The sequence below is a fragment of the Aeromonas intestinalis genome, from assembly GCF_054052485.1.
This window is the reverse complement of the sequence record NZ_JBSTYK010000010.1, coordinates 64367-84031: the sequence shown is the minus strand read 5'-3', so window position 1 is coordinate 84031 and position 19665 is coordinate 64367. Positions and strand designations below refer to the sequence as shown.

Below are 19665 nucleotides of genomic sequence, written 5' to 3'. Positions count from 1 at the left end.
TTAAGGAAGTGTTGCAGACTGGCTGGAGTTTTTACTCGGTTGAACCGCCAGGGATTGGGATCGGGACATGAAAGACATGCTGAAGAAGATGGCGCTCAGTGGCATTGCCAACCTGTTTGCCGAAAGGATGCCGTTCAACAAGCTGATCGGCATGCAGGTGACCCACTACGACTTCGACAAGGTGGAGCTGCGCATCAAGATGGAGGAGAAGCTCATCGGCAACCCCTTCCATCACATCTTGCACGGCGGCGTCACCGCCAGCCTGCTGGATGTGGCGGGGGGCATGATAGTGGCAGCCTCCTGCATCGACGAGCTGGAAGACTTCTCCCCCAGCTACCTCAAGGAGCGCTTCTCCCGCCTCGGTACCATCGATCTGCGGGTGGACTACCTGCGCCCGGGCCGGGGCAACGAGTTCATCGCCACCGCCCACATCATCCGTGCCGGCAGCAAGGTGGCCGTTGCCCGCATGGAACTGCACAACGAAGAAGGAACTCACATCGCCTTCGGAACCGGTACTTATCTCGTCGGCTAAGGGCTTTATTGCATAAAAACTGCACTTCTAAGCCGATTTTAATCATTAGAATCCTTACCCCCTCCGCCCGCTGAGGTCCATACTGGTAGTCGGGATCATGTGCAGAGGGAGGATTGCAGACCATGAGCGCGATACTGGCGACCAAACCATCCAGAGCCTTGCTGACACAGATCGAGTGCATGCTCGACGAGGTGCACACTCCCGAGTGTCGTCACTGGTTGGAACAGGAGCTGGAGGGGTATTCTCTGTGTTCACCCCTGCCCTGGTATCGCATCATCGCCTGCCGGCAACGCGGTCACTTCCTGGATCTGAAGACGGGAAAATATTTGACCTGCCATATCGGCAGTCAAACGCTTAGCCAACGCGACCTGGCCCAAGTTCAGTTCATCTATGCCCGCCAACCCGCCGCCCACTATCTACTGCGACATGATTCCGGTATCGAACCCTGGCCAGAACATCTGCTGGAAGCGTATCGAGAGCAGTTGATCCCCGGCCATCTCTGCCTGCAAGCCTGGCATGAGCCCGTGTCTTCGTTGCGCTCACAACTGGTGGAGGGTCTCGGCCACTTCATCAGCGAGTACCCCAAGCATGCGACTCTGCAGACTCAACGTGGCTTCAAGGCATTGTGCCATCAACACTGGCACATCTGAGCAAGCGCCCAAGGCGCAAGGAGGGCACCATAAAGCAGAGCCACAACGAGATTGCCACAACTTAAGCCGTGCCGGAGTCAGGATCAGACTCCACCCATGGGCCACCGAGCGGTGGCCCTTTTCATGGCGGTCATCCATGGGATCCAAACCACCACAGCGATTCCCCACCGCGTTGACTGACAAACGACAAATGCGAAAAGGCCGCTCATTGAGCGGCCTTTTCTAATGTGGTCGGTGTGAGAGGATTCGAACCTCCGACCCCTTCGTCCCGAACGAAGTGCGCTACCAAGCTGCGCTACACACCGATGTCTGCGGGGCGAGAATTTACCGAAAGCCCAGACATGACACAAGCCTTTTTTGATGTTCAGCAGAAAAAAATGGCTTTGCGCTCAACAATTCAGCGAATTGCGCAAGGTTTGGCAAGACGATGGCACCCTCTTCCGGAACGAGGTCATTTTGTCGGCAGCTGGAATTCGGTTGGCCCCAGCAACCGGTGTCGCCAATCCGCCACCACGCCGTGCTCCAGCCAGTGTGCCGCATGCTGGCGCCAATTTGGCGAGAGAGCCGGGTTGTCCAGCATCAGTTGCAGATCATCCTCGTTGCGAGCCTGGTTGAACAGGATGTCGGCGGCCCGCTTCACCGTCAGTTCGGGATAGGGTCTATCTGCCAGTTGCAACTCCGCATCCGGTGCCACCTCCCCTTCCTCCAGCACCCGCAGCAGCCAGCCACAGCGACCACTGAGCTGCATCACCTGGGATAAATGGGCATAGCCAAAGCGCTGGTTGAGTTTGAAGCAGGGGGATCTCGGCTGGCTGATCTGCACCAGGGCATCGCCTAAGCGAAACACATCGCCGATACAGGCCTCGGCTTCCGTCAGCCCGAGGCCGGAGAGATTCTCGCCAAAAGCCGCCGGCTGCCAGGGAGTTCGCGGAGCAGGCAGACCCAAGGCAGTTTGCCAGGTCAGCCACCAGGGATAGTGATCAGCGGGATAGTAATGCAGCGCCCGTTCCGGGCCACCGTGGTGGCGCTGATCGCTCTGCTCATCCCCAACCAGACCGGGGAAACCACACCAAACTGAGTGTGTGACGGTTTGCTTGTGGATGGCGCTGACGAGACCGGGGGCTTGTTCGGCATTCAACTCGGCACCCTGGCCGATGAAGAGGGAGATCCGCATTCTATCCTCCTGATGGATGAGAGAATGCGGATATTATCACGACGTCAGGCGACTGCCTGCATCTGGGTGGTCATGGCAATTTCGGCGCGGCGGCGTTTCTCCGCCTTGGCCATCAGATACCAGCTACCGAAGGTAAACAGCGATACCGACAGCAGGATCAGACTGGCCACGGCGTTGATCTCGGGCTTCACGCCGAGGCGTACCGCCGAGAACACTTCCATCGGCAGCGTCGTCGCCCCCGGGCCGGAGACGAAGCTCGCCAGCACCAGATCATCGAGCGACAGGGCGAACGACATCATGCCCCCCGCCGCGAGCGATGGCGCAATCATGGGGATGGTGATCAGGAAGAACACCTTCCAGGGCTTGGCCCCCAGATCCATGGCCGCCTCCTCGATGGAGAGATCCAGCTCCCGCAGCCGTGCCGACACCACGATCGCCACATAGGCGGTACAGAAGGTCGTGTGGGCTATCCAGATGGTCACCATGCCCCGCTCCGCCGGCCAGCCTACCAGCTGGGCCATGGCCACGAACAGCAGCAGCAGGGAGAGACCGGTGATCACCTCCGGCATGACCAGGGGCGCCGTCACCATGCCGCCGAACAGGGTCCGGCCGCGGAAATGCGGGATCCGGGTCAGCACGAAGGCTGCGACCGTCCCCAACGCGACCGCCGCGATGGCGGTGTAGAAGGCGATCTCGAGAGAGCGCAGCACAGAGCCTATCAACTGCTTGTTGTCGAGCAGGCCGAAGTACCATCTCAACGACCAGCCACCCCAGACCGTCACCAGCTTGGAGGCGTTGAAGGAGTAGATCACCATGATGACCATGGGCAGGTAGATGAACAGCAACCCCAGCCACAACATCAGGGTGGCAAAACTGAAACGTTTCATACCTTGCCCTCCAGCTCTTTGGCCTGGTTACGGTTGAACAGAATGATCGGCACGATCAGCACCGCCAGCATCACCACCGCCAGGGCGGACGCCACCGGCCAGTCGCGGTTGTTGAAGAACTCCTGCCACAGCACCTTGCCGATCATCAGGGTCTCGGGACCGCCGAGCAGCTCGGGGATGACGAACTCCCCCACCACCGGGATGAACACCAGCATGCAGCCGGCGATGATGCCATTTTTGGAGAGGGGCACCGTGATCTGCCAGAACCGGGTCAAATTGCGGGCGCCGAGATCGGAGGCTGCCTCCAGCAGGCTCTGGTCATGTTTCACCAGGTTGGCATAGAGCGGCAGCACCATGAACGGCAGGTAGGAGTATACGATGCCGATGTAGACCGCCAGGTTGGTGTTGAGGATGGTCAGCGGCTCGTTGATGAGGCCAATCCCCATCAGCAGGCTGTTGAGCAAGCCGTTGTTGCTGAGGATCCCCATCCAGGCGTAAACCCGGATAAGGATCGCCGTCCAGGTCGGCATCATGATGAGCAGCAGCAGAACGGTCTGGGTCTCCTTCTTCGCCCGGGCGATGGAGTAGGCCATTGGGTAGCCGATCAGCAGGCACAGGACGGTACTGACGAAGGCCATCTTGAGGGAGCCCAGATAGGCGGCAAGATAGAGCTCGTCGTCCAGCAGCAACAGATAGTTGCCCATGTGCAGCAATATGGTGAGCTGATCGTCCGCCCAGCTCACCACGTCCGTGTAGGGCGGGATGGCTACGTCCGCTTCCGCGAAGCTGATCTTCACGACGATGATGAAGGGCAGCAGGAAGAACAGGAACAGCCAGAAGAAGGGGATGCCGATCACCAGCTGGCGCCCGCCCAGTTTCTTCAGTCTTCGCAATGACTTCATGATTGCAGCACCACGCCGCTGTCATCTTCCCAATAAAGGAACACCTGGTCATCCCAGGTCGGCCGCTTGCCGTGGCGTTCGGCGTTGGCGATGAAGGCCTGCACGATTTTGCCCGAGGGCAACTGGATGTGGTAAACGGAGTGCCCGCCAAGATAGGCGATGTCGTAGACCTGCCCCTTGGTCCAGTTGAAGTCCGGATGCTCTATCTCCACCGGCTTTTGCAGGCTCATCAGCAGCTTTTCTGGCCGCAGGGCATAGGTCACCTTCTTGTTCTCGGCGCGAGAACTGATGCCGTGGCCCACGTAGATGGGCTGCTCCAGATCCGCACAGGCGATGGTGGCATGGTCCTGTTCATCTTCCACCAGCAGGCCATCAAACAGGTTGACGTTGCCGATGAACTCGCACACCAGCCGACTGGCCGGAGTCTCGTAGATATCCATGGGGCTGCCGATCTGCTCGATGCAACCGAGGTGCATGATGGCGATCCGCTCGGCCATGGTCATGGCCTCTTCCTGATCGTGGGTCACCATGACACAGGTCACGCCGACCCGCTCGATGATCTCCACCAGCTCGAGTTGCATCTGGGAGCGCAGCTTCTTGTCCAGCGCCCCCATGGGCTCGTCCAGCAGCAGCAGCTTGGGACGCTTGGCCAGCGAACGGGCCAGCGCTACCCGCTGACGCTGGCCACCGGAGAGCTGGTGTGGCTTGCGACGGGCGTACTGGGTCATCTGTACCAGCTTGAGCATCTCCTCGACCCTGGCATCGATCTCGGCCTTGGGCAGACTGTCCTGCTTGAGGCCAAAGGCGATGTTCTGCGCCACCGTCATGTGGGGGAACAGGGCGTAGGACTGGAACATCATGTTGATCGGACGCTCGTAGGGCGGCATGTCGGTAATGTCGACGCCATCCAGGAACAGCCGTCCCTCGGTGGGGCGCTCAAACCCGGCCAGCATCCGCAGCAAGGTGGATTTGCCGGAGCCAGAGCCCCCCAACAGGGCGAAGATCTCGCCCTTGTGAATGTTGAGGGACACGTTGTCGACCGCCAGCGTTTCGTCGAACTGCTTGCTTACCCTGTCTATTTTGACCAGCACTTCTTTACGCTGCTGGCTGCCCTCGAGGGCTTTCTTGTAGGCACTGGAGGCTATCGCCATCACCAAACTCCCAAACGTGTTACCGGCCGGGGCCGATCCATCAATACAATCTGGCGCCCCGGGATGGGCGCCAAGGTTAGGTTCCGGACTTGATCTTGGTCCAACTCCGGGTGATCAGGCGCTGCACTGAACGGGGATGGGCTTCCTGCACATACAACCGCTCCAGCACCGCCTGAGGGGGATAGACTGACTCATCATCACGCACCTGCTTGTCCATGTACTCGCCCGCCTTGGTGTTGGGGTTGGCATACCCCACGTAGTCGCTCACCTTGGCGATCACCTGCGGATCGAGAATGTAGTTGATCAGGGCATGGGCTTCTTTGACATTGGTGGCATCCGCCGGGATAGCCATCATGTCGAACCAGAGATTGCCGCCTTCTTTCGGAATGCTGTAGGCGATATTGATCCCCTTGCCCGCTTCCTTGGCACGGGCCGCCGCCTGCAAGATGTCACCGGAGAAGCCGGCGGCTACGCAGATGTCGCCGTTGGCGAGATCCGCGATGTACTTGGAGGAGTGGAAGTAGGCGATATAAGGGCGCACTTTCAGCAGCTGCGCCTCGGCCCGCTTGATGTCTGCCGAATCATGGCTGTTGGGGTTGAGCCCCAGATAGTTGAGGGCCGCCGGGATCATCTCGTCCGCCGAGTCGAGGAAGGCGACGCCGCAACTGGACAGCTTCTTCATGTTTTCCGGCTCGAAGATGGTCGCCCAGGAGTCGATCTTGTCAACCCCCAGCACGGCCTTGACCTTCTCGACGTTGTAGCCGATGCCGTTGGTCCCCCACAGGTAGGGCACGGCGTACTGATGACCCGGATCCACCTTGTCGAGCTGCTTGAGCAGCAGGGGATCCAGATTGACCATATTGGGCAGCAGGGCGGGATCCAGTTTCTGGAATGCCCCCGCCTTGATCTGCTTGGCCAGGAAATTGTTGGAGGGCACGACCAGATCGTAACCGGTACGGCCGGTCAGCAGCTTGCCTTCCAGCGTCTCGTTGGAGTCAAACACGTCATAGACGGTCTTGATCCCGGTCTTCTGCTGGAAGTCACTGAGGGTGGTCTCGCCGATATAGTCGGACCAGTTGTAAAAATGAACCACAGGGGCTGCCTGGGCCAGATTTGCAAACCCCAGGGTCAGGGCCAGCGTCGCTATCTTGGTCATGTGCACTTGTTCAGTCCTCTCATTGTGTGATTTATCCGTCGCGCATCCTTACGCGCCGTCCAACCTGTCGGGTGGGTCACCACCCTCCCGGCCGAACTGCGGACCGGGAGGGGTACTCGTCACTTACTTACCTGATTTGATCTTGGTCCAGCTGCGGGTCATCAGACGCTGCACCTTGGCCGGCAGATCCGGGAAGGTGTAGATCTTCGCCAGGGTCGCCTCACTCGGGTAGATGCCCGGATCGTTGCGGATCGCTTCGGACACCAGCGGCACGGACGCCTTGTTCCCGCTCGGATAGCTGACCGCGTCGGAGATCTTGGCGATCACCTCGGGCTGCATCAGATAGTTCAGGAACACATGGGCCGATTCCACGTTCTTCGCATCTGCCGGAATGGCCAGCATGTCGAAGAAGCTGCCTGCCCCCTCTTTCGGGATCACATAGGTCAGATTGACGCCGTTCTTGGCCTCAATCGCCCGGGACTTGGACTGCTGCAAGTCACCGGAGTAACCGACTGCCACGCACAGGTTGCCGTTGGCCAGATCCGAAATGTACTTGGAGGAGTGGAAATAGGCGGTATAGGGGCGGATGGAGAGGAACAGCTCCTCAGCCTTCTTCAACTCGTCCGGTTTCTGGCTATCCGGCTTGAAGCCCAGGTATTGCAGGGCGGCCGGCAGCATTTCGGTCGGTGAGTCGAGGAAGGAGACACCGCACTCCTTCAACTTGGCCATGTTTTCCGGCTTGAACACCAGATCCCAGGAGTCCACCGGCGCATCCGCACCCAGCACGGCTTTCACCTTCTCCGGGTTGTAGGCGTAACCGATGGTGCCCCACAGGTAAGGGATGGAGTACTGGTTACCCGGGTCGCTCGGCTCGAGCGCCTTCAGCAACGCGGTATCCAGGTTTTTCCAGTTGGAGAGTTTGGACTTGTCCAGCTTCTGGAAGACGCCTGCCTTGATCTGCTTGGCCAGGAAGGGGTTCGACGGCACCACGATGTCATAACCTGAACTGCCCGCCAGCAACTTGGCTTCCAGCACCTCGTTGCTGTCGAACACGTCATAGATCACCTTGATGCCCGTCTCTTTCTGGAAATCTTCCAGCGTCGTCGGCGCGATGTAATCGCTCCAGTTGTAGACGTGCAGCACCTTCTCGTCGGCCATCGCCCCGGTACTCATCATGACCAGCGCCACGGAAGCAGCCATCATTCCCTTTTTAAAAGACATAGTCCTTGTCTCCTAAGCAAATTGTATGCGTAAGCCAATCTGCCCGGTCACAGCCTATTCCCGCAGCTTTGCCGCTGTCAGATCCAGACTGATCCTGGCCAGTTTGACCAATTCATCCACCTGTTCCTCGGTGATCACCAAGGGGGGCGATATGATCATGGTATCGCCGACCGCCCTCATCACCAAGCCATTGTTAAAGCAGAACTCCCGACAGGTCATCCCGGCTTGAAGCTCAGCCGGGAAACGGCGTTTCGTCTGTTTGTCCTGCACTATTTCCAACGCGGCGACCAGACCCTTGCCACGGGTTTCCCCCACCAGCGGGTGATCGGCCAACTCGCTCCAGCGGCGCTGCAAATAGGGGCCGATGTTATCATGAACGCGCTTAACTATGCTCTCACTTTGCATAAGCTGGATATTGGCAATGGCCACGGCACAGGCCACCGGATGACCGGAGTAAGTGAAGCCGTGATTGAACTCTCCCCCTTCTTCCACCAGTACCTTGGCGACCCTGTCCCCCACCATCACGGCCCCCATCGGCAGATAGCCCGAAGTGATGCCCTTGGCCAGACACATCAGGTCCGGTTTGATGCCAAAGCCTTCGCTCGCAAACCAGTGACCGGTGCGCCCGAAGCCGCAGATCACCTCGTCCGCGATGAGCAGGATGCCGTACTTGTCGCAAATGCGCTGGATCTCGGGCCAGTAGCTGGCGGGGGGGATGATGACACCACCGGCGCCCTGGATGGGCTCACCGATGAAGGCGGCCACCTTGTCCACGCCCAGTTCGAGGATCTTCTTCTCCAGCTGGCCGGCACGCTCCAATCCGAATGCCTCGGCACTCATCCCCTCCCCCTCACCGAAGTGATAGGGCTGATCGATGTGGACTATGCCGGGGATGGGCAGGCCGCCCTGGGCGTGCATGCCCTTCATGCCGCCGAGGCTGGCACCGGCCACGGTGGAGCCGTGGTAGGCATTGTGGCGGCTGATGATCACCTGCTTGTCCGGTTGGCCCTTGCTGGCCCAGTAATGGCGCACCATGCGCAGCACGGTATCGTTGCATTCGGAACCCGAACCGGTGAAGAAGACGTGGTTGAGATGGGCCGGGGCCACCTCGGCCAGCAGGGTCGCGAGCTCGGCTGCGGGCGGATGGCTGGTCTGGAAGAAGAGGTTGTAATAGGGCAGTTGCTGCATCTGCCGGGTGGCGGCATCCACCAGCTCCTGGCGGCCATAGCCCATGTTGACGCACCACAGACCCGCCATCCCGTCCAGGATGCGGCGCCCGTCGGAGTCTTCCAGATAGACCCCCTCAGCCTTGGTGATGATGCGACTGCCCTTCTTGTTCAGGGCCTGAAAATCGGTAAAGGGGTGCAGATGGTGGCTGGCGTCCAGTTGTTGCCACTCACGGGTACTGTGCTGCATTGCTTGCTCCTCGGTTCCTTCGATTTAGCGATTTAACGATTTAACGATGTCCGTTATGAATCAATGAGGTGGGCAGCAATGCACAGGCGCTCGGCTGCGCTGACTGCACCCCGGTTCCATCATTCTGAAGCGATATATTATTGTGCTGCTGTGACGGGGCGATGGCGCTTTCGCACCCGGGTCACGGCGTCAGCCTTGGCGGCTGGTGATTGACAGGGAAAGCCGGCGCCGGCTTCCCCTGAGGCGGGGTCACACGTTCAGCAACAGGAATTCCCGTTCCCAGCGGCTGATCACCCCGAAGTAGGTCTCGTACTCCTTGCGCTTGACCGCGACGAAGGCGCGGATGAAACGCTCCCCCAGCATGTCCTTGATGGGCTCGCACTGCTCCAGATGGCTCAGGGATTCTTCCAGGGAGCGGGGCAGGCTGTAGGGCAGGTCATAGGCACTCGCCTTCATCTCCTGCATGGGCTCGAGCTTCTCCAGCATGCCGAGGTAGCCGCAAGCCAGGGTGGCCGCCAGCGCCAGATAGGGGTTGGCGTCCGCCCCGGCGAAGCGGTTCTCCACCCGTCGCGCGCTCGGCTCGGAGAAAGGCACCCGCAGGCCGCAGGTCCGGTTCTCCACCCCCCATTGCACGTTGCGCGGGGCGCTTTCACCGAAGGTGAGACGGCGGTAGGAGTTGACGTTCGGCGCCAGCAGCGCGGTCACCGCCGGGGTGTATTTCTGCAGACCGGCGATGAAGTGCATGAACAGGGCGGAGTTGCCCCCCTCGCTGGTACCGAACAGGTTGTGACCATCCATGTCCTCCAGGCTCTGGTGGATGTGCATGGCGGAGCCCGGTTCGTCACTCATGGGCTTGGCCATGAAGGTGGCATAGATGCCGTGGCGATGGGCGGCTTCCCGCATGGTGCGCTTGAACAGGAACACCTGGTCGGCAAGGTCGATGGCATCGCCGTGCAGGAAGTTGATCTCCATCTGGGCGGCACCGGACTCGTGGATCAGGGTGTCCACCTCCAGCTCCTGAGCCTCGCAGTAGTCGTACATGTCCTCGAAGATGGGATCGAATTCGTTGACCGCATCGATGCTGAAGGACTGGCGGGCCGTTTCCGGACGACCATTGCGGCCCACCGGCGGTACCAGGGGATAGTCGGGGTCTTCGTTGCGCTTGACCAGATAGAACTCGAGCTCGGGAGCGACCACCGGCTTCCAGCCCTGCTTCTCATAGAATGACAGGACCCGGCGCAGCACGGAGCGCGGCGCGATGTCGATGAGCTTGCCATTGATGTCGAAACAGTCGTGGATCACCTGAGCGGTCGGCTCGAGGGCCCAGGGCACGAATCGAATGGTATTGGGATCAGGGTAGAGCTGCATGTCCCGCTCCAGCGGGTCAATCATGCTGTCGTCATCCGGATACTCCCCTGTCACCGTCTGGGTGAAGATGACCTCGGGTAGCCGCATGCCCCCTTCGCGCAGAAATTTGTTGGCTGGGATGATCTTGCCTCGGGCATTGCCGGTGAAATCCGGAAACAAACACTCCACCTCGGTGATGCGATTGCTCTCCATCCAGCCCTTGATACTGTCCATGTTAAACCCCGACTCTACGGTTGCCATTGGCAAGGGTGTCTAATATAAGGAACACCCTTGTTAAGAAAATGTAATCAACAACACCATAAAAGCCCGTGACAACGCCCTTTGTCAAGCGGTGGTGTTTAAAAAACTATAAACAATGGCCTATATAATGACCATGTCGACACCAAATACTAAACACCTTGTGTCGCGATCAGCTTACTGCAAAGGCGATGCCAACGACCGCCGCTACAGCCCGGCTTCTCAGTCATACCTTGTCAGATGAGGACCATTTCTTTGTAGGGACGCACACTCTTTATCCGATTTACTTTGCATGCCTGCATTTTTTTGGTACAAGGCCCGCCCTGATTTGCACTCTCCTGCATGGAATTGGTGCAAAACGGGATACAAGGGCTTGGTCTGCAGACAGACAGCCCCCATAAATGGGAAAAATTGGGAAACTGACTGGTAGAAAACCATATGTGTGATTTCATGACTGAAGACCAGCTGACCTTCTACAAGGGTCAGATCGAGCGCCAAATCATCGAGCTCGAGGAGCGTCTCAACTCTCAAGCCAGCCAGGCCATCGCCACCGATACCAACGAGATGGCCGATGAAATTGACCGTGCCAGCGTCGAGGAGGCCCGCCGTCTGGAGCTGAACCGCATCGAGCACGACAAGTTGCACCTGCGTAAACTGAAAGGGGCGTTGAAACGCATCAACGAAGGGGACTTTGGCTACTGCGAATCCTGCGGTGACGAGATCTCCCTGAAGCGGTTGCAGGCTCGTCCTGAATCCCGCTTCTGCGTCGAGTGTCAGAGCACCAAGGAATTCAACGATACCCACGTGTTCCGCCGGGTCGCCTGACTCGGCCTGATGCCGCCCGGAGCATCCCTGCATCACCACGACGCCGAGCGACCGGTGTGCATGCAGGCGTATCAGGATGCGGGCGGCGCCAGCGGTTCACTCACGGCATCGCAGCCAGAGCGTGGCAAGTTCTGTTAGACTCCGGGCAAGTCTTGGAATCTCACAGGAGCGCAGAGAGTGAAATGGCTCATCAGGCTGTGTTTGTGCCTGCCACTGCTGGCACAAGCACAGACCCTCACCGTCAAGGTCCCCAGCCGACCCGTCAATCAACTCGATAACGACTATCAGCTCAAGCTGCTGGAGCTGGCGCTCACTCGTGCCGACCAGCCGTTCAAACTTGAGCAGGTCGAGCTCAATCTCAACCAGTTCAGCCTGCAGCAGGAACTCAGCAAGGGCAAAAACATCAATGTGTACTGGATGGGAACCTCCAGTGCCCTCGAATCCTCCCTCATTCCGGTCCCCATCCCGCTGTTTCGCGGGCTGGAGGGGCTGCGGCTCTCCTTCATCCACGCCGATGCCCAGGAGAAGTTCAACCAGGTCAACAGCCTCGCCGACCTCAAGAAGCTGAAGGCGGCGCAGGGGGTCGGCTGGGCCGACAACAAGATCCTGGAACTGGCGGGGATCCCCACCTATGCAGGCCGCTACAACAATCTGTTCCGCCTCATCAATGACGGTGACAAGCTCGATTTCTTCCCCCGCAACGTGGTGGAGATCTTCGCCGAGCGGGCCGAACTGAGCGCCCAGTACCCCAACCTCGCCGTCGAGCAACACCTGCTGCTGCGCTACCCCTTTGCCGAATTTTTCTTCGTCAGTCCAGAGAGCCCCAAGCTGGCCAAGGCGATCCAGACCGGCCTCGAGCGCGCCTATGCCGATGGCAGCTTCATGAAGTTCTTCCGCGAGAATCCCAAGATCCGTGAGGCCCTGGCCAGCGCGAACCTGGAGGGTCGCCTCACCATCCCTCTGACCAACCCGGACATGACGCCGCTGCTCCGAAGCATTCCGGCCCAGTACTGGGATTATCCACCGGTGCAGTCACCTTCGCCCGCCCCCTGACAGCCATGACCGCCCCCTGCCGCACACCCGGGCTCGGGGCGGCTCAGGAAACCAGAGCCATCCAGGATGGATGGCAGACCCGCGTCACTACAGCACCAGGGAGGTGCCATGAAACGACTCGAACAATGGTTCAGCGACTACGGTCAGAGCCACCGCCATCCGGTCAACATCGCCATCCACAAGGTGGCGGTGCCCGGCATCTACCTGTGCGGGCTCGCCCTGCTCTGGTGCCTGCCCCAGGGGCCGCTGCCATCAGGTATCAACTGGGCCATGGTGGCGGCCATCCCGGTGCTGCTGTTCTACCTGCGTCTCTCGCTTCCGTTGTTCTTCGGCATGGCGGCCCTCACCGGCCTCGGCCTGCTGGCCTGCCAGTGGTGGCAAGGGCCTCTTTTGCTGCCGGCGCTCATCGGCTTCGTGGTACTCTGGGTCGCCCAGTTTGTCGGCCACCAGATCGAGGGCAAGCGACCCTCCTTCCTCGCCGACCTGCAATTTCTGCTGATCGGCCCCGCCTGGGTGCTGGCCAGCCTCTATCGCCGCTTGGGCCTCCCCTATTGAGGCCAGGAGAAATCACATGTCCTACCGCATCCTGACCCTGCTGACCCTGCTGATCACCGGTCCCGCCCTCGCGGACAAGGCCGACCCCATCGGCGAGGTGAGCACCGCCTTCAAGCTGGTGGGCCCCAATCACAAGATAGTGATCGAGGCGTTCGACGACCCCAAGATTGCCGGCATCGCCTGCTACCTGGCGCGGCCCAAGACCGGGGGCGTCAAGGGCGGGCTCGGGCTGGCGGAAGATCCCTCTCACGCGTCTCTCTCCTGCCACCAGACAGGCCCCATCACCCTGCCCGCCAAGCTGAAAGCCGGGGAGGAGGTGTTCGACGTCAACACCTCCCTGGTGTTCAAGGAGCAGAAAGTGGTGCGCTTTTACGACGAAAAACGCAACGCCCTGGTTTATCTGACTTACAGCACCAAGCTAGTGGATGGTTCTTACAAGAGTGCGGTGAGCGCGGTTCCCATCATGCCCTGGGGCTAATTCCCCACGATTTATCCCGTGATGAAGGCCGACGGTTGTTGTAATTTAACCACATCGATATCTGCGGAGAGCGCACCATGAAAATCGCCGTTTTCAGTACCAAGAGCTATGACAAGGAACACTTCCATCAGGCCAACAGCCAGTACGGCTTCGAGCTGGAGTTCTTCGACGTGCGGCTGGAGGCCAAGACCGCCCGTCTTGCCCACCACTTCCCCGTGGTCTGCCTGTTCGTCAACGACGATGCCGACCGGGAGGTGCTGACCGATCTGGCCGCCAACGGCACCAAGGTGATTGCCTTGCGCTGCGCCGGTTACAACAACGTGGATCTGGTCGCCGCCAAGGAGCTGGGGCTGAAAGTGGTGCGCGTGCCCGCCTACTCCCCGGAGGCGGTAGCCGAGCACGCGGTGGGGCTGATGATGACCCTCAACCGTCGCATCCATAAGGCCTATCAGCGTACCCGCGACGCCAACTTCTCCCTGGAAGGGTTGGTGGGCTTCAACATGCACGGCCGCACCGCCGGCATCATCGGCACCGGCAAGATCGGCATCGCCACCCTGCGCATCCTCAAGGGCTTCGGCATGCGCCTGCTGGTGAGCGATCCCTATCCGAACCAGGCGGCCATCAATCTCGGTGCCGAGTACGTGGATCTCGACACCCTGTTCCGCCAGTCCGACGTCATCAGCCTGCACTGCCCCCTGTTCAAGGAGAACTACCACCTGCTGAACAAGGAGGCCTTCGCCAAGATGAAGGACGGGGTGATGATCATCAACACCAGCCGCGGCGGCCTGCTCGACTCCAACGCCGCCATCGAGGCCCTCAAGACCGCCCGTATCGGCGCCCTGGGGCTGGACGTCTACGAGGAGGAGGAAGATCTCTTCTTCTCCGACAAGTCCAACGAGGTGATCACCGACGACGTCTTCCGCCGTCTGTCCGCCTGCCACAACGTGCTGTTCACCGGCCACCAGGCCTTCCTGACCCGGGAGGCGCTGCACGCCATCGCCGACACCACCCTCAGCAACATCCAGGCCATCGAGCGCCAGGACCACTGCGACAACGAAGTGGAATAAACCACCCGCCATTCAGCCACGCCGGGTTGTGAGACCCGGCGCCTTCGGGTAGGCTACCAGCCCTTTTTTGAACAGGAGCCTGGCCGCCCATGTTTATCGGATTTGATTACGGTACCTCCAACTGCGCCGTTGCCGTGATGGAGCAAGGCAGCCCCCGGCTGCTGACCCTGTCAGGCTCCCGCTACCTCCCCTCCACCCTGCATGCCCCCCACAGAGATGCCATCGCAGGCCTCTTGGCGGAGCGACTGACCCCTGCCCGGCAGAGCGAATATCTCAAGCTGCGCGGCCCCGTGGTCACCCGGGCCCAGGCGGTGCGTCGCCAGATGCGCGAAGAGGGCCTGATCGACGAGCTCAGCTTCGGCAACGCGGCCCTCGAGCGCTACCTGGAGGAGCCAGACGACGGCTACTACATCAAGTCGCCGAAATCCTTCCTCGGCGCCTACGGCCTCAAGGCCCCCCAGATCGCCCTGTTCGAGGACATCGTCTGCGCCATGATGCTGCAGGTGCGCGAAGAGGCGGAGCAGCAGCTGGGCCAGCCGGTGCGCAGCGCCGTCATCGGCCGTCCGGTCAACTTCCAGGGGCTGGCGGGGGAGGAGAGCAACCGCCAGGCCATCGCCATCCTGACCGAGGCGGCCCGCCTCGCCGGGTTCGAGCAGGTGGAGTTCCTCTATGAACCTGTGGCGGCCGGTTTCGAATTCGAGGCCCGCCTCGACGAGAATGCCGTGGTGCTGGTGGTGGACATCGGCGGCGGTACCACCGACTGCTCCATGCTGCGCATGGGCCCGAGCCATCGCGATCGGCTGGATCGCAGCGGCGATCTGCTCAGCCACAGTGGCCAGCGCATCGGCGGCAACGACTTCGACATCCGGCTGACGGTGGAGGGCATGATGCCGCTGCTCGGCATGCACGAGACCCTCAAGACTGGCAAGCCCCTGCCCCACCCGCTGTTCTGGGACGCGGCCGCCATCAACGACGTCAGCGCCCAGAGTCGATTCTACAGCCTGGATACCGCTCGCCAGCTCCAAGACCTGCAGCTCGACAGCCAGCCCGGCACCAAGCTCGCCCGTCTCGCCAGCCTGCGGGCTCACAAGCTGAGCCACCAGCTGGTGTGGCGTGCCGAGCAGGGCAAGATCGCCCTCTCCGACCACGAGCTCAATCAGCAATCCCTGAGCGAGCTGGAGAAAGGGTTGGCGGCGGAACTCAGCCGTGATCAGCTGGCCTCTGCCTCAGCCCCGCTGCTGGAGAAGATTGGCGAGTTGATGGATGAGGCCATCACCGCCGCCGGCGTGCAACCGGACCGGATCTTCATCACCGGCGGCAGCGCCAAGTCGCCCCTCATCAAGGCGTTCATCCGCCACAAGCTTCCCGAGACCCCGCTGGAAGGGGGCGATGACTTCGGCTCGGTGGCATCTGGCCTGGCCCGTTATGCCGAGCGGCTGTTCGCCAGCGCCTAAGCGCGATATGAGAGAAAAAGGGGCCACATTGTGGCCCCTTTTTCGTCCGACGAGGCTCGGCCGGGGCGGGTGTTGCCATTTACCGACACCCCTCCCGCACAGGGGGCGACAGAAGCGGTCGGTGCTCCCCCTGCCCGCCCTGCCCCGGGGCCCGGGGTGCAGGTATGCTTGTCACTCCCATCACCGGAGCCCCAGCAATGCCCAGAATGTTGTTACTCCTGCTCGCCCTGCTCCTGCTCAGCGCCTGCAGCAGTACGCCTCGCTTCGCCCAGCAAGACTTGCAGCACCATCACTGGGTGCTCGACAGGCTGGATGGTCAACCCGTTGCCAGCGGCCCGGACAACCGTCCCGACATCGAGATTGGCGAGCACTTCACCGTCAACGGCATCGCCGGTTGCAACCGCTACTTTGGCCAGGGCAACCTCGAAGGCAACAGGTTCTGGGTCAGCAGCCTCGGCAGCACCGCCATGGCCTGCCAGCCCCAGCTCGATCTGATCGAGCAGGCCGTCCTCGCCACCCTGATGGAAGGGGCCACCCTGGACGGTTCTCAGGAGGCTCTGATCCTGCAGGGAAAACGGCACCGTTTGGAATACAAGCTGCGGGACTGGGTGTTCTAACCGCCTTTCGCACTCACGAAATCTGAGCCCCTCACAGGAACAACTGACCAGGCTGTGGCACAATATGAGGCACTGTTCGCAATGGAGGCTGCCTCAGCCATGTCGATGGATCGCCTGTTTGACAAGATCAAACAACTGCCCACTATTCCCAAGCTGCTGCACGAGCTGATGCAGAGCTTCAGCGACGAGAATGCGCGCATCGACGAGATCGCGGCCAAGATCGCCATGGACCAGGTGATCAGCGTCAAGGTGCTGCGCATGGCCAATTCGGCCGCCCTGCGCCGGGGCAACGAGGTCACCTCCATCGAGCAGGCGGTGATCCGGCTTGGCTTCAACCGGCTGCGTTCCGTGGTGGTGGCCTCCGGCATCATCAGCAGCTTCAAGGCTCCCCCCAGTTTCGACAAGCACCACTTCTGGACCCAGACCTTCCAGGTCGCCACCATAGCCCGCACCCTGGCCCAGCAGACCCGGGTGGTGGATGCGGAGACTGCCTTCACCTGCGCCCTCATCCACAACATCGGCGAACTGCTGATCCAGAGCACCCTGCCGGAAGAGGCCGAGCTCATCAATCTGGCCATGGAGAAGGGCAGCAGCCGGGTCGATGCCCAGCGGGAGATGCTGGGATACGACTATGCCCAGCTCGGCGCCGAGCTGGCGCGGCGCTGGAACCTGGCGGAATCCTTCGTCGATGCCATTGCCCAGCAGCTGGATCCCCTCTCCTATCGGCCGGTCAGCAAGGAGGCGGTGCTGATCCGCCTCGCCGTCTTCGTCTCCTTCGCCTGGCATGCCGGGGTACCGGCTCAGGCCATCATCAGCCGCTTCCCCAAGCCACTGGCGGACGAACTGGGACTGGATCCCGCCACCCTGGGTTCCCAGCTCGAACAGCTCCATGAGCAGGGCAATGCCCTTGCCGATCTGCTCACCCAGTAGACTCACACCGGCGTGGCCAGCACGGGCAGGATCCGCGTCCCATTCTGGTCAACCCGCACATACACAAGAAAACGAACGGGGTAATATTGCCCTGGCCGACCTTTGACGCAGTAGAGACCATGACCCATCCCTTCCTGTTTCACCCCCAGGTGGCACCCTGGTTCAAAGAGAGTGCCGACGCCCTGCAACTCACCCTGTTCAGCGAGCTGGACGCGCCTATCCGGGAGGTGTGGCTGCGCCACGAACCGGACAACGAAGAGTACCTGCTGGCCATGCGCCCCGTTTCCACCCGGGACAGGCTGCAGGTGTGGCAGGTCGAGCTGCCTCTCGTCCGGGGTCAGGAGATCCACCTCTACTGCTTCAAGTGCATCACGGACGAAGAGCAGTGGTGGCTGCACGGGGCCGGCGTCAGTGCCGCCATGCCGCCGCGGGAGCAGCATTTTCGCTTCAACAGCCGCCATCAGCCGCCGACCTGGGTACAGGATCAGGTGTTCTACCAGATCTTCCCCGACCGCTTCTGCAACGGCGATCCGTCCTTGAGCGTTCGTCATCACGAATACGAGTACAAGGGCAAGGCGGTCATCAGCAAGGCCTGGGGCGAGCCGGTCAGCCGCCACGAGGAAGGGCACGGTGCCTGCGAGTTCTACGGCGGGGATCTGGCGGGGATCGACGCCAAGCTGCACTACCTGCAATCCCTCGGCATCACGGCGCTCTACCTCAACCCCATCTTCGACTCGCCGAGCAACCACAAGTACGACACCCAGGACTACTTCAAGGTGGACGCCCACCTCGGCACCAACGAACAGTTCGCCGAGCTGACCCGCAACCTGCACCAGCGTGGCATGAAGATCATCCTGGATGCCGTGGTCAACCACACCTCCACCGAACACCCCTGGTTCTGCCCGCCGCTGGGTGCCCAGAGCAATCCGGACTCCCCCTGGCGCAGCTTCTACACCTTCGACAAGGAAGGGGATTATGTCAGCTGGAAGGGCATTCGCAGCTTGCCCAAGCTGGATTTCTCCAGCGAGCAGGTGCAAGACGCTGTCTACCGTGCCGACAACGCCATTCTGCGCTACTGGATGAGGGCGCCGTATCAGATCGACGGCTGGCGCTTCGACGTCATCCACATGCTGGGGGAGCGGGGCTCGGCTATCGGCAACAGCGGCCATGTGCGCGCCATTCGCGGCGCCGTGAAGCAGGAGAACCCGGACGCCTACGTGCTCGGCGAACACTTCTTCGAGGCGAGCCAGTGGCTGCAGGGGGATCAGGAGGACGGCGCCATGAACTACTACGGCTTCGCCCACCCCATCCGCGCCTTCCTGGCGGGGCAAGACATCGCCTATCACCCCATCAAGATCAGCGCCGAAGAGCTGGATCGCTGGCTCAAGCTGGCGCGGGCCCATATCCCGTTCAAGAACCAGCTGGCCCAGTTCAACCTGCTGGACAGCCACGACACCGCCCGCTTCCTGCACCTGCTGGGGGAGGACAAGCAGCGCATGCGCCTCGCCGCCACCCTGCTCATCACCTACATCGGCGTGCCCTCCATCTACTACGGTGACGAGGTGGGGCTCTCCGGCGGCAACGATCCGGACTGCCGCCGCTGCTTCCCCTGGGAGACCACGAACTGGGATCACGTGCTGCACGATCACTACCGCCGCCTGATCCAGCTGCGCCGCCAGCGTCCGGCCCTGCGCCGGGGGGACATCCAGACCCTCTACGCCGGCCCCCACAGCTATGTGTTCGCCCGCACCCTGCAAAGCGACCAGGTCGTCGTCGCCTGCAACCGCCACCCCACGGAGCCGCGCACCATCAGCCTGCCTCTGTGGCAGACTGCAAGCCCGGCGAGCCGCTTCACCGACGCCTTCAACGGCGACAAGTTCGAGGTGGTGCATGGGGAGGTGCAGCTCACCATCCCGGCCAACTCGGCCAGGGTGCTGCTGTCGAGCTGAGTGCCGCGACCATAAAAAAACCGGAGCCTGGGCTCCGGTTTTT

The 19665-nt window shown here is 61.1% G+C and carries 19 protein-coding genes and 1 tRNA gene; 11 read left to right on the top strand and 9 right to left on the bottom strand.

The window, feature by feature from the left end; translation table 11 throughout:
* Window positions 1–67: 67 nt before the first annotated feature.
* Both ACW5W7_RS14105 and ACW5W7_RS14100 read left to right on the top strand, forming a co-directional pair.
* Window positions 68–532: a thioesterase family protein gene (locus tag ACW5W7_RS14105; RefSeq protein WP_349920225.1), complete on the top strand. Its 465-nt coding sequence runs from the start codon at window positions 68–70 to the stop codon at window positions 530–532.
* A 122-nt stretch (window positions 533–654) separates the two neighbouring features.
* Window positions 655–1182: an AbiTii domain-containing protein gene (locus tag ACW5W7_RS14100; RefSeq protein ID WP_349920226.1), complete on the top strand. Its 528-nt coding sequence runs from the start codon at window positions 655–657 to the stop codon at window positions 1180–1182.
* A gap of 228 nt (window positions 1183–1410) precedes the next feature.
* Here the strand turns inward: ACW5W7_RS14100 and ACW5W7_RS14095 are convergent.
* The 9 genes from ACW5W7_RS14095 to ACW5W7_RS14055 all read right to left on the bottom strand — a co-directional run bounded on the left by ACW5W7_RS14095 (window position 1411) and on the right by ACW5W7_RS14055 (window position 10670).
* Window positions 1411–1487: transfer RNA gene (locus ACW5W7_RS14095), tRNA-Pro, on the bottom strand.
* Between the two features lie 146 nt (window positions 1488–1633).
* Entirely contained in the window at window positions 1634–2356 is a 723-nt protein-coding gene (locus tag ACW5W7_RS14090) for an MOSC domain-containing protein (RefSeq protein WP_456502125.1), read from the bottom strand.
* Between the two features lie 44 nt (window positions 2357–2400).
* Complete coding sequence (locus ACW5W7_RS14085; RefSeq protein ID WP_456502124.1) at window positions 2401–3243, bottom strand: ABC transporter permease subunit; 843 nt, start codon at window positions 3241–3243, stop codon at window positions 2401–2403.
* Complete coding sequence (locus tag ACW5W7_RS14080; RefSeq protein ID WP_456502123.1) at window positions 3240–4145, bottom strand: ABC transporter permease subunit; 906 nt, start codon at window positions 4143–4145, stop codon at window positions 3240–3242. The genes ACW5W7_RS14085 and ACW5W7_RS14080 overlap by 4 nt, the downstream gene beginning before the upstream one ends.
* Entirely contained in the window at window positions 4142–5296 is a 1155-nt protein-coding gene (gene potA, locus ACW5W7_RS14075) for a polyamine ABC transporter ATP-binding protein (protein WP_349920231.1), read from the bottom strand. Before potA ends, ACW5W7_RS14080 begins: the two co-directional genes overlap by 4 nt.
* A gap of 76 nt (window positions 5297–5372) precedes the next feature.
* A complete protein-coding gene (locus tag ACW5W7_RS14070) occupies window positions 5373–6452 on the bottom strand; it encodes a polyamine ABC transporter substrate-binding protein (protein ID WP_456502122.1) in 1080 nt (359 codons plus the stop codon).
* Window positions 6453–6575: 123 nt separating this feature from the next.
* A complete protein-coding gene (locus tag ACW5W7_RS14065) occupies window positions 6576–7673 on the bottom strand; it encodes an extracellular solute-binding protein (RefSeq protein WP_349920235.1) in 1098 nt (365 codons plus the stop codon).
* Between the two features lie 54 nt (window positions 7674–7727).
* On the bottom strand, window positions 7728–9089 hold the full coding sequence (locus ACW5W7_RS14060) for an aspartate aminotransferase family protein (RefSeq protein WP_349920237.1): 1362 nt from the start codon (window positions 9087–9089) through the stop codon (window positions 7728–7730).
* Window positions 9090–9338: 249 nt separating this feature from the next.
* Window positions 9339–10670, bottom strand: coding sequence for a glutamine synthetase family protein (locus ACW5W7_RS14055; protein ID WP_349920239.1), 1332 nt, complete (start codon window positions 10668–10670; stop codon window positions 9339–9341).
* A 462-nt stretch (window positions 10671–11132) separates the two neighbouring features.
* On the opposite strand from ACW5W7_RS14055, the gene ACW5W7_RS14050 reads away from it, so the two are divergent.
* From ACW5W7_RS14050 to malZ, 9 genes are all read left to right on the top strand, one after another.
* Window positions 11133–11519 carry a TraR/DksA family transcriptional regulator gene (locus ACW5W7_RS14050; RefSeq protein ID WP_349920241.1) on the top strand — a complete coding sequence of 129 codons (387 nt, stop codon included), beginning with the start codon at window positions 11133–11135 and terminating at the stop codon, window positions 11517–11519.
* Window positions 11520–11696: 177 nt separating this feature from the next.
* On the top strand, window positions 11697–12572 hold the full coding sequence (locus ACW5W7_RS14045; protein WP_349920243.1) for a hypothetical protein: 876 nt from the start codon (window positions 11697–11699) through the stop codon (window positions 12570–12572).
* A 108-nt stretch (window positions 12573–12680) separates the two neighbouring features.
* The gene (locus ACW5W7_RS14040; RefSeq protein WP_456502121.1) at window positions 12681–13127 is read left to right on the top strand and encodes an Mpo1 family 2-hydroxy fatty acid dioxygenase; all 447 of its coding nucleotides are present in this window, start codon (window positions 12681–12683) and stop codon (window positions 13125–13127) included.
* A 16-nt stretch (window positions 13128–13143) separates the two neighbouring features.
* Window positions 13144–13605: a CreA family protein gene (locus tag ACW5W7_RS14035; RefSeq protein WP_456502120.1), complete on the top strand. Its 462-nt coding sequence runs from the start codon at window positions 13144–13146 to the stop codon at window positions 13603–13605.
* 77 nt (window positions 13606–13682) lie between these two features.
* Window positions 13683–14672: a 2-hydroxyacid dehydrogenase gene (locus ACW5W7_RS14030; protein ID WP_456502119.1), complete on the top strand. Its 990-nt coding sequence runs from the start codon at window positions 13683–13685 to the stop codon at window positions 14670–14672.
* Window positions 14673–14761: 89 nt separating this feature from the next.
* On the top strand, window positions 14762–16126 hold the full coding sequence (yegD, locus tag ACW5W7_RS14025) for a molecular chaperone (protein ID WP_456502118.1): 1365 nt from the start codon (window positions 14762–14764) through the stop codon (window positions 16124–16126).
* Between the two features lie 197 nt (window positions 16127–16323).
* The gene (locus ACW5W7_RS14020; protein ID WP_434664695.1) at window positions 16324–16743 is read left to right on the top strand and encodes an META domain-containing protein; all 420 of its coding nucleotides are present in this window, start codon (window positions 16324–16326) and stop codon (window positions 16741–16743) included.
* An 81-nt stretch (window positions 16744–16824) separates the two neighbouring features.
* Complete coding sequence (locus ACW5W7_RS14015) at window positions 16825–17673, top strand: HDOD domain-containing protein (protein WP_434664697.1); 849 nt, start codon at window positions 16825–16827, stop codon at window positions 17671–17673.
* A gap of 119 nt (window positions 17674–17792) precedes the next feature.
* On the top strand, window positions 17793–19622 hold the full coding sequence (malZ, locus tag ACW5W7_RS14010; protein ID WP_456502117.1) for a maltodextrin glucosidase: 1830 nt from the start codon (window positions 17793–17795) through the stop codon (window positions 19620–19622).
* Window positions 19623–19665 lie beyond the last annotated feature (43 nt).